At 70.4% G+C, this 10,048-nt stretch carries 9 protein-coding genes; 5 read left to right on the plus strand and 4 right to left on the minus strand.

Annotated features, from left to right (window positions below):
• Nucleotides 1–20 precede the first annotated feature (20 nt).
• Nucleotides 21–746: a response regulator transcription factor gene (locus ACJ73U_RS28945; RefSeq protein ID WP_407780891.1), complete on the minus strand. Its 726-nt coding sequence runs from the start codon at nt 744–746 to the stop codon at nt 21–23.
• A gap of 294 nt (nt 747–1,040) precedes the next feature.
• A complete protein-coding gene (locus ACJ73U_RS28950; protein ID WP_407780892.1) occupies nt 1,041–2,252 on the minus strand; it encodes a cytochrome P450 in 1,212 nt (403 codons plus the stop codon).
• A 256-nt stretch (nt 2,253–2,508) separates the two neighbouring features.
• Between ACJ73U_RS28950 and ACJ73U_RS28955 the strand changes: the two genes are divergently transcribed.
• From ACJ73U_RS28955 to ACJ73U_RS28970, 4 genes are all read left to right on the plus strand, one after another.
• Nucleotides 2,509–3,474 carry a carbohydrate ABC transporter permease gene (locus ACJ73U_RS28955; RefSeq protein WP_407780893.1) on the plus strand — a complete coding sequence of 322 codons (966 nt, stop codon included), beginning with the start codon at nt 2,509–2,511 and terminating at the stop codon, nt 3,472–3,474.
• Complete coding sequence (locus ACJ73U_RS28960; protein ID WP_407780894.1) at nt 3,471–4,385, plus strand: carbohydrate ABC transporter permease; 915 nt, start codon at nt 3,471–3,473, stop codon at nt 4,383–4,385. Before ACJ73U_RS28955 ends, ACJ73U_RS28960 begins: the two co-directional genes overlap by 4 nt.
• A 58-nt stretch (nt 4,386–4,443) precedes the next feature.
• Complete coding sequence (locus ACJ73U_RS28965; protein WP_407780895.1) at nt 4,444–5,853, plus strand: ABC transporter substrate-binding protein; 1,410 nt, start codon at nt 4,444–4,446, stop codon at nt 5,851–5,853.
• Nucleotides 5,854–6,258: 405 nt separating this feature from the next.
• Nucleotides 6,259–7,116: an exopolyphosphatase gene (locus ACJ73U_RS28970; RefSeq protein ID WP_407780899.1), complete on the plus strand. Its 858-nt coding sequence runs from the start codon at nt 6,259–6,261 to the stop codon at nt 7,114–7,116.
• A 54-nt stretch (nt 7,117–7,170) separates the two neighbouring features.
• Here the strand turns inward: ACJ73U_RS28970 and ACJ73U_RS28975 are convergent, their stop codons facing one another.
• Both ACJ73U_RS28975 and ACJ73U_RS28980 read right to left on the minus strand, forming a co-directional pair.
• Entirely contained in the window at nt 7,171–7,884 is a 714-nt protein-coding gene (locus ACJ73U_RS28975; RefSeq protein WP_407780896.1) for an MgtC/SapB family protein, read from the minus strand.
• 123 nt (nt 7,885–8,007) lie between these two features.
• On the minus strand, nt 8,008–8,937 hold the full coding sequence (locus tag ACJ73U_RS28980) for an NADP-dependent oxidoreductase (RefSeq protein WP_407780897.1): 930 nt from the start codon (nt 8,935–8,937) through the stop codon (nt 8,008–8,010).
• A 148-nt stretch (nt 8,938–9,085) separates the two neighbouring features.
• Here ACJ73U_RS28980 and ACJ73U_RS28985 point away from each other — a divergent pair.
• On the plus strand, nt 9,086–10,048 hold a 963-nt coding region (locus ACJ73U_RS28985), incomplete at its 3' end, for an MMPL family transporter (protein ID WP_407780898.1).

Here is a 10,048-nt window from a genome sequence, read left to right on the forward strand (position 1 = left end):
CCGACCCGCCCGTGCTCACCTCAGCCGGTGGCGGCGCCGACCAGGCGACGCCCCGGCCGCTTCCCGTCCAGCGCGGGACGGGCGGTGCCCGGCCCGCCGAGGCGGAAGCCCACCCCGCGGACGGTGATGATCCAGTCCCGGTCGCCGAGCTTGTTGCGCAGGCTGTTGACGTGGGTGTCGATCGTCCGGCCGGTGGTCGTCCACCGGTCGTGCCACACCAGTGTCATCAGCTCCTTGCGGCTGAACACCACGTTCGGCTTGCACACCAGGACCTTCAGCAGGTCGAACTCCTTGCGGGTCAACCGGAGCGGCCGGTCCTCGAGCCAGGCCTGCCGTGCGGTGCAGTCGACCCGCAGCGGCCCGTGCACGAGCGTGCCGGACTCGAACCGCGTCGACCGCACGCGGCGGGCGAGCGCCTCGATCCGCGCGGTCAGCTCGCGCACGCCGTACGGCTTGCCGAGGCAGTCGTCCGCGCCGGCCTGCAGCGCCAACACCGTGTCCAGCTCACCGCGGCGCTCGCTGGCCGCGATGACCAGGACGTCCGACATGGCGCGAATCGCCTGGCACACCTGTAAACCATCCATGTCGGGCAGGCACAGGTCGAGCAACACGAGATCTGCCAGGTGATACGCCTTCAGTGCCTCTCGACCCGTGGCGACGCTGTCGGCGTCATGACCGTGCCGTCGCAGTTCACGCACGACGGCCTTGGCGAGCGCGGGGTCGTCATCCACCACAAGTACCCGCATCATGGCATCCTCCGAGAAAATGATCGAATGCATGATTCGTGCATGCGGACTAGCGATCCTCCCAGTGAGTTCGGGAATGCGTGCTCTCATTCCCACACAAAACAACTAGTACCACAACCATTCACAGAATGCCTACCCGGTCCCGAGCCGGGACGACAGCGCCGCCGGCCCGCCCTGTGCATGGTCGCCGCGATCGTCACTGCCCACGGCGGCACCACGCCCGTGCGCTCCGCCTCCTCGGCCGATCGCGCACGGCTCGGGTTGCGCACCACGTCTCCCAGGCGGGAGTTTCGGTCAGTGCCCGCGTCGGGCGGGCAGTGCGGTGTGGCCGTTGGACAGGAACGTGCGCAGGGTCGCCAGCTCCGCCACCGGCACCGCGAGACTCAGCTCGGGGAAGCGCTCGAACAGTGCCGGCAGGGCGATCTCGGCCTCCAGCCGGGCCAGCGGGGCACCGAGGCAGTGGTGGACGCCGTGCCCGAAGGCGAGGTGCTGTTTGACGGCCCGGGCGGGATCGAACTCGTCGGCCGTGTCGCCGTAGTAGGCGGGGTCGCGGCCGGCGGCGCCGAAGCAGGCGAGGATCGCCTCGCCCCGGGGGATGACGGTGCCGTCCACGTCGATGTCCTCGATGGCGTAGCGCAGCGGGAGGTACGGCACGGGTGCCTGCCAACGCAGCGTCTCCTCCACCACGTCGCTCCACGACCGCTGCCCCGCGCGCACGAGGTCGAGCTCCCCCGGCCGGCTCAGCAGTGCCGTGATCGCGTGGTCGAGCAGGTTCACCGTCGTCTCGTGACCGGCCGAGAGCATCAGGATCAGGGTGTCCACCAGCTCGGTCTCGTTCAGCGCGCCGTCCCGGTCGTCGTGGGCGGTGATCAGCGCGGTGGTGAGGTCGTCCGCGGGTGCCTCGCGCCTGCGTGCCACGAGGTCGGTGAGCAGCTGGTACAGCGTGGCGTTGTTGGCCTGCGCCTGCTCGGCGGTGATCGTCGAGTCGAACAACATGTCCACCACCGCGCGGATCCCGTCACGCTGGTCCTCAGGCACTCCGAACAGCTGGCAGATGACCTCGATCGGCAACGGGTAGGCGTACCGCGCGCGCAGGTCGACCGGCTCGGGCAGCCGCTCGATGGTGTCGAGCAGCTGCTGGGTGATCCGCTCGATCCGGGGCCGCATCGCGGCGACGCGCCGGCCGGTGAAGGCGGCCGACACCAGGGACCGCAGCCGCCGGTGGTCGGGGCCGTAGGCGGTGAACATGTTCCGCACCGAGACCCAGATGCGCAGCGGCCAGTCCTCGGCGATCTCGCCGTTGACGTACGCCGCCCAGTGCTGCTCGGCGTCCTTCGACACCCGTGGGTCGGCGAGCAGCCGGCGCAGCGGTTCGTGGCCGCTCACCGCCCACGCCCGCACGCCGCCCGGCAGCTCCACCGGCGTCGCCTTTCCCCGGGCCCGCAACCGGGTCCCTTCGGCGTGGATGTCCGAACCACTGGCATCAAGCGGAAGAACCCCAGTCATGCGCACGTCCTCGATTCGTGCTCGCGTGGCAAACAACCAACCCCTCGATACTCGCAGAATCCGGTGGCACGGGGGAATCTCCCCGATGCCTGTCGTCCAGCGACGCGGAACACGCGATCAAGGCGGTCCTGTCGGGCGCACCGACCCCGGGACGCCTTCGTCGGGGAGGAGTGCCGACATCACGGCCAGGCGTTGACTGGGTGTCAACGTGGGTGACGATCTGACATCGATGACCAGGAAGTGGCAAGATGCCGCCATGGTCGGGACCGATGATGTTTACAAGTCACCCACAACGGGGGCGACCAGGGGTTCCGCGGGCCGGGGCCATCAGCGGCGTCGGCAGCGGCTGTCCGCCCGCGAGGTCACGCTGGGTGTGCTGTTCTGCGTGCCCGCGCTCGCCGGGTTGGGCACGTTCGTGATCTTCCCGCTGTTCCAGGCGGTCTTCCTGTCGACGCGGGGCACCGACATCAACGGCAACCCGTCCCGTTCGGTCGGTGTGGACAACTTCGCCGCCCTCTTCACCCCCGAGTTCGGGACGATCCTGCTGCAGACGTTGCTGTTCACGGTGTTCGTGGTGGTGGTCGGGCTGGTGCTGCCGCTCGCGCTGGCCGTGCCGCTGTCCCAGCGGCTGCCCGGCATGCGCCTGTTCCGCACCCTGTTCACGCTGCCGTTCGCCTACTCGGCGTCCGCGGCGAGCGTGGTCTGGCTGCTGATGCTCGACCCGTCGATGTCCCCGGTCAACTGGGCGCTGCGCCTGTTCGGGATCGCCGCGCCCGGCTGGACCACCGAGTCGCCGTGGCCGCTGGTCACCGTGGCGTGGGCGACGGTGTGGGTGGTGGCCGGGTTCAACCTGCTGGTGCTCTCCGCCGGGCTCGCCGGCGTCGACCAAGAGGTCCTGGAGGCCGCCCGGATCGACGGGGCCACCGGGTTCCGCAACTTCTTCGGCGTCGTCCTGCCGATGATCTCCCCGAACGTCTTCTTCGTGGTGGTCACCACGACGCTCACCGCGCTGCAGGCGCTCGGGCAGGTGCAGGTGATGACCGACGGCGGGCCCAACGGCAGCACCACGACGCTGGTGTTCGCCATCTACCACAACGCCTTCGAGTACGGGAACAACGACTACGGCCTGGCCAGCGCGCAGGGCCTGGTACTGCTGATCATCGGGATCGCGCTGGCCGCGGTCCAGTTCGGCGTGATCGAGAGGCGGGTGCACTACCGGTGACCCAGACGACCACCGCTGTCGCGCCCGCGCCGCCCCGGGCGAGCACGGCACAGGCACGGCGCAGGAGGCGCTCCCCGGGACAACCGTCGGCCCCGGTCGGCGTTCTCACCTACGTGTGGTTCGGGCTGGCGGCGATCGTGCTGCTGTTCCCGGTGCTGCTGACCGTGGTGGGCGGCTTCCTGCCGGAGGGACAGCTCGTCCGGCAGCCGCCCGGGTTGGTCAGCGGCACGTACTCGTTCGACAACTACGTGGCCGCGTGGCGGCAGACGGTGGTGCCGCTGCTGCCGGCGTTCACCAACTCGTTGTTCGTCGGCGTGCTGATCATGCTGGGCCATCTGGTGACGTCGTGCCTGGCCGCCTACGCGCTCGTGTTCGTCCGGATGCCGCTGCGCAAGCCGGTCTTCTGGCTGTTCATGGCCACGATCATGGTGCCCTACGAGGCGATCGTGGTGCCCAACGCGCTGTTCGTCCGCAGCATGGGCATCGAGAACAGCCAGTGGAGCCTCGTGCTCCCGTTCCTGGCCAACGGTTTCGGCGTGTTCCTGATGCGCCAGGCGTTCCGCCAGTTCCCCGACGAGCTGCGGCAGGCCGCGCTCATCGACGGCGCCGGGCACCTGCGGTTCCTGTTCACGATCGTGCTGCCCGCGGTGCGGCCGTCGTTGACCGCGCTGTCGGTGTGGTCGTTCCTGCAGGGCTGGAACATGTACTTCTGGCCGCTGATCATCTCCTCGTCGAACAACTCGATGAACACGCTGCAGACCGCCGTGTTCGCGTTGAAGAACAACGGCAACGGCACACAGCAGGCGCTGGTGCTGGCCGGTGTGACGATCACGCTCGTGCCCACGCTGCTGCTGGTGGTCTTCGGGCAGCGCTGGCTCGTCCGCGGCTTCATGGCCGGGGCCGTGAAATGACTCCACTGTGGACCACAGGGACCACGGTGCGGGAACGCTGCGACAGGAAGGAAGAACCGTGCGGATAACTTCGCGTCGGCGCATCGGCGCGCTGGCAGCCGCGCTCGCGCTGGCCGTCACCGCCTCGGCGTGCACGTCGGCGGCGACCTCGGGAGACTCGTCCGGTGGCGGGGATGCCGCCGCGCCGGGCAAGGACGCGCTCGACGGCAAGGGCGAGGTCGGCATCACGTTCTGGCACGGGATGAGCGGCACCAACGGCGCGGCGCTGCAGTCGCTGGTCGACCAGTTCAACAGCCAGCACCAGGGCAAGATCAAGGTGACGCTGAACTACAAGGGGCAGTACGACAACGTGCTCGCCTCGTACAAGAACGCCTCGACCAAGCAGCGGCCCGACATGCTGCAGATGTACGACATCGGCACCCGCTACATGATCGACTCCAGGACGATCATGCCGATGCAGTCCTTCATCGACGTCGACCACCACGACGTGTCCGACCTGCAGCCGAACATCGCCGGGTACTACACCGTCGACGACAAGCTGTACTCGATGCCGTTCAACACCTCGATGCCGCTGATGTACGTCAACCGGGAGGCGTTCCAGAAGGCCGGCCTCGACCCGGACAAGCCGCCGACCACGCTCGACGAGATCATGGCCGCCGCCAGGAAGATCAAGGCAACCCCCGGTGAGACGGTGCAGTACGGCTTCGGCGCCTCCCTCTACGGCTGGTTCGCCGAGCAGTGGAACGCGGTCGCCGACCAGACGCTGTGCGACGCGGACAACGGCAGGACAGGCCGGGCCGAGAAGGCCACCATCGTCAACGACACGAACCTCAAGCTCGTGCGGTGGTGGCAGCAGATGGTCAACGAGGGCCTCGCGATGAAGCTGGACAGCAACACCGACAACGGCGACAACGCCTTCAGCTCCGGCACCGTCGCGATGAGCCTCGAGTCCACCGGCTCGCTCGGCACCTTCACCGCGGGCGCCGCCGCGTCGAAGAACCCGTTCACGGTCGGCACCGGCTTCTACCCGAAGGTCAGCGCGGACGACGACGGCGGCCCGATCATCGGTGGCGCCTCGCTGTGGATCGTGAACAAGAAGGACCCGGCCAGGGAACGCGCCGCCTGGGAACTGGTGAAGTTCCTCTCCAGCAAGCAGACCCAGGTCACCTGGCACACCAAGACCGGGTACTTCCCGATCAGCAAGGCGGCGCTGGACGACCCGGCGGACAAGCAGTGGGTCAGCCAGAAGCCCCAGTTCGCCACGGCCATCGAGCAGCTGCGCGGCACGAAGCTGACCCACGCGACGCAGGGCTGCTCGGTCGGCGAGATGCCCAACGTCCGCAAGGACGTCGAGACCGCCCTCCAGGCGGCCGTCCTCCAGGGCACCGACGCCGAGAAGGCACTCACCGACGCACAGAACGCGGCCAACAAACAGATCGCCGACTACAACGACAAACTCGGCGGCTGACACCGCGAACCCGGGCCGGGTCGCCCCGTGGTGACGAGGCGACCCGGCCGACGCGGGCCGTGAAGCCGATCTTTCCCGCGCACCTCCGATGGCAGGCCTACTCGACCACGCAGCCGTGGACCGGCGGAACCGGCCGTTCCACACCGCTTCCGCTCCCCCGCCCGATCGACGGAGTCAGCACAGGTCCACCTGTCCCGCCACTCGGGTGCGGCACCCGCTCGAGTGGCGTGCCGTTCGGCGTCGTTGAAGAATGGCTGGCGGTCGAACAACCGCTCATCTCCACAGAAGGGAGCTGGGTGAACACCGGCGAGGAGCGGCCGCACCGTGGCATCGACAGAGACATTCACCCAGTCGGACAGGGTCGCGGTGTTGGACGTGGGTTGTTTCAGCGCCCATCTGCTCGTCGTGGAGCGAAGTCCCTCCCGCAGGGTCGCCTCGTGCAAGGTTCGGCTTCGGCTGGATCGGGTGATCGACGGGCACGGGCGCATCACCGCGCCCGGAGTCGACCAGATCAGCCGGGCCGTGCACACCGTCGGGCAGCGGTTGTGGAAGGTGCCGATCAGGACGTTCCTGCCATTCGCGACCTCGTCGGTGCGCGATGCCGCCAACGCCGCTGAGGTGGTGGACACCGTCGCCCGCCGAACCGGGGTCATGCTGCGGTTCCTGTCCGGTGACCACGAGGCCCACCTCGCCTATCGAGCGGCCCGGTACCTGCGCGGGTCCACCGGTCCCCTGGCCGTGCTGGACGTCGGCGGCGGCACCATCGAGATCGCCTACGGCCATGGCGCGCGGCCGGTGTTCACGTCCTCGCTCCCGCTGGGCGCGCGCACCCTCGCCCGCGCCGGCCTGAACGACGACAGCTGCCTCGAAGAGTTCCGCGACCTGCTCCACGAGCGGATCACACGCGAAGTACCACCCGACATCCTGCGCCAGCTGGCCGACGCCCCCACCGTGGGGTGTTCCAAGGTGTTCCAGTCACTGGCCAAGCTCACCGGCACCGACACACTGCGCGCCGCCGACGTGACCGCGTGGATACCGCGCCTCGCCGCGCTGCCACCACACCGACGGGCCGAACTTCCCGGTATCTCCCCACACCGCGCCCACCAGGCACTCGCCGGCGCCGTGGCGGCGGAAGCACTCATGACCGCGACGGGCCACTCGACGGTGGACATCTGCCCGTGGTCGACCCGGGAAGGCGTACTGCTCCACCTGCTCGACGGCACCCGCGAACCTGGACCCGACCACCAGCACCGCCAGGAGTGACGGCAAGCGGAGTCCACCGGCCGCGCGGGCGTCCCCGCCTTCGGGCTTACTCGTCTAGAACGCGAGGCCGGGGACGTCATCGGTCAGGACCGAGAGAACGCCGTCGATGTCGGCCAGGGCCGCGGTGAGGTCCGGTATGGGACCCGCGCCCTGGAGGCTGAGCCACAACGTCACCTCGCCGGCCTCGTCGTGTTGGTCGATGTCCAGCTCGCCGACGGTGAACTTGCGCTTCGTGCACTCGGCCAGCGCCAGCCGGAGCACGCCCCGGCCGTCGGCGTAGGTCAGGCGTAGGCGGGTCTGGGCGTACTTCGACCGCGGCAGCTTCGCCACCAGCGGGGTGAAGGCGAAGACCACCACGAAGTGCGTGACGGCGACCACGATGGCCAGCAGCCACAGCCCGGCGCCGGCGGCCATGCCGACCGCGGTGGTCAGCCACACCACGGCCGCCGTGGTCAGGCCGCGGACGGCGTCGCGGCGGACGAAGATCAGTCCGCCGCCGATGAAGCCGATCCCGGACACGATCTGCGCCGCGATTCGGGACGGGTCCAGTGTGACGTGCTCGCTGAGGACGTCGAAGAAGCCGTACTTCGACACCAGCATGATCAACGCGGCGCCGAGGCCCACCAACGTGTGCGTGCGCAGTCCGGCGCTCTTCTGCCGGACCTCGCGTTCGAGCCCGATCGCGGCCGAGAGCACCAGGGCCAGCCCCAGGTCGAACACCTGCGTCCAGCCCTGACCGGCGGCGTCCGTGAGGGAGGGCAGCGACATCGCCTCAGACTAACGGGGGGCGGCACTCTTCCCGCTCCAACACACGGTGCGCTCGACCACGGCACCCACCTGGCGGCCGCGCCGAACGAGGCGAGCAGCCCTCCGCCGTACGGAGGCGGGTGCTCACGGCACCAGGACGACCTTCCCCCGTGCGTGCCCCCGCTCGACGAGCGCGAGTGCGGCACCGGCCTCGCTCAGCGGCCGGACCTCGGTGACGTGCGGGTCCAGCTCGCCCGCGGCCACCAGCCGGGCCAGCGCGGCCAGCACCCGGGTACTGCGGTCACGCACGACGTCCCGCCCGCCGAGCGCGGCGACCAACGCCTTGTCCGCGACCGAGAACAACCGCTCCGGCGGGACCAGGGTCGCGACCGCACGCAGCGCGTCCCCGCCGACGAGGTCGAACACGCCGTCGACCCCCTGCGGCGCCGCGGCCAGGATCCGGTCCACGACCCCGTCCCCGTAGGCCACGGGAACCGCGCCGAGCGCGGCGACGAACTCGTGCTTGGCCGGGCTCGCGGTCCCCACGACCCGGATCCCTCGCAGCCGGGCGAGCTGCAGCAGCGGCACGCCCACGCCGCCACCCGCCCCGTTCACCAGCAGGGTGGCCCCCGCCGGCAGGGCGAGCTGGGTCAGGGCGTCATACGCGGTGCCGGCCGCGACCGGCAGCACGGCGGCGGCCGCCGGCGACACACCGTCCGGCCGGTGCGCGGCGAAACCGGCGGTGACCAGGGCCTGCTCGGCCCAACCACCGACCATGCCGGGACAACCGCCGAACACCTCGTCCCCCGGCGCGAACCCGGTCACGCCGGGACCGAGCCGCAGGACGGTCCCGGCCACCTCACGACCGAACACCGCGGCACGCAGCTCGCCGTACGAGCCCTCCCGCAACCGCCAGTCGCCCGGGTTCACCCCGGCCGCCCGCACCCGCACGAGCAGCTCCCCCGGCCCGGGCTCCGGCACCGGCACCTCCAGGAAGGACTCCTGCTCCGGGCCACCGACCCGCACGAACCCGTACGCCCGCACGCGCACCTCCACAGCCGAACTCAGCGTCACCGTCATCATCGTCCGGCTCCGACGACTTCGCGGAACAGGTCCGGCGGAGACCTCCGTCAGGCAACCGTCAGGTTCGCGGACGCCGAGTCGTCAGGCACGGGCGGTGTGCTGGGACTCCTTGATCCACGACCGTGAGGAGCTCACCGTCATGGCCGCATCGCTCTACCGGCTCGGCGCCTGGACCTACCGGCGCCGCCGGGCCGTCCTGGTGGCCTGGCTGGCCGTTCTGGTCGGCGTCGGGGCGCTCGCCGCCACCGCGGGCGGCTCGTACGAGGACGACTTCTCGATCCCCGGCTCGCGCGCCCAGCAGACCCTGGACACCGTCACCGAGCGGTTCCCCGCCGCGTCGGGTGCCTCCGCGCAGGTGGTGATCGTCGCGTCCGCCGGCCACGAGGTCGCCGAGCACAGAGCCGTCATCGAGCAGACCCTCGCCGCCGCCGCGAGGGCGCCGCACGTCGCCGGGGTGGTGGACCCGTTCACCGCGGGGACGGTCTCGCCGGACGGTGGCACCGCCCTGGCGAACGTCGCCTACCACGAGAAGCCCGCGCACGTGGACGACAGCACCCGCGAAGCGCTGGCGGACGTGTTCCAACCGGTCCGCGACGCCGGGCTGCGGGTGGAGTTCGGCGGGTCGGCCTACCGCGACAGCTCCCGGAAGAGCGGTCTCGGCGCCGAGACCGCCGGGCTGCTGATCGCACTGGTCGTCCTCGTCAGCACCTTCGGGTCTCTGGTGGCGGCCGGGCTGCCCCTGCTCACCGCGCTGCTCGGGGTGGCTGCGACCGTCACCGGCCTGACCGCGGTCGCGGGCACACTGGCCCTGCCGGCGACCGCGCCGGCCCTGGCCCTCATGCTGGGGCTGGCGGTCGGCATCGACTACGCGTTGTTCATCGTCTCCCGCTACCGGCATGAACGCCTGATCGGCCGCGACGGCGAGGATGCCGCCGGTCGGGCCGTGGGCGCCGCCGGGACCGCGGTCGTCTTCGCCGGGCTGACCGTGGTCATCGCCCTGGCTGGACTGACCGTCGTCGGCGTTCCGCTCCTGGGCGCAATGGGTCTGGCCGCAGCGGGCGCCGTCGCCATCGCCGTTCTGGTCGCCCTCACCCTGTTGCCG

It is taken from the genome of Actinophytocola sp. (genome assembly GCF_045807065.1).
In the GTDB taxonomy this organism is placed as follows: domain Bacteria; phylum Actinomycetota; class Actinomycetes; order Mycobacteriales; family Pseudonocardiaceae; genus Actinophytocola.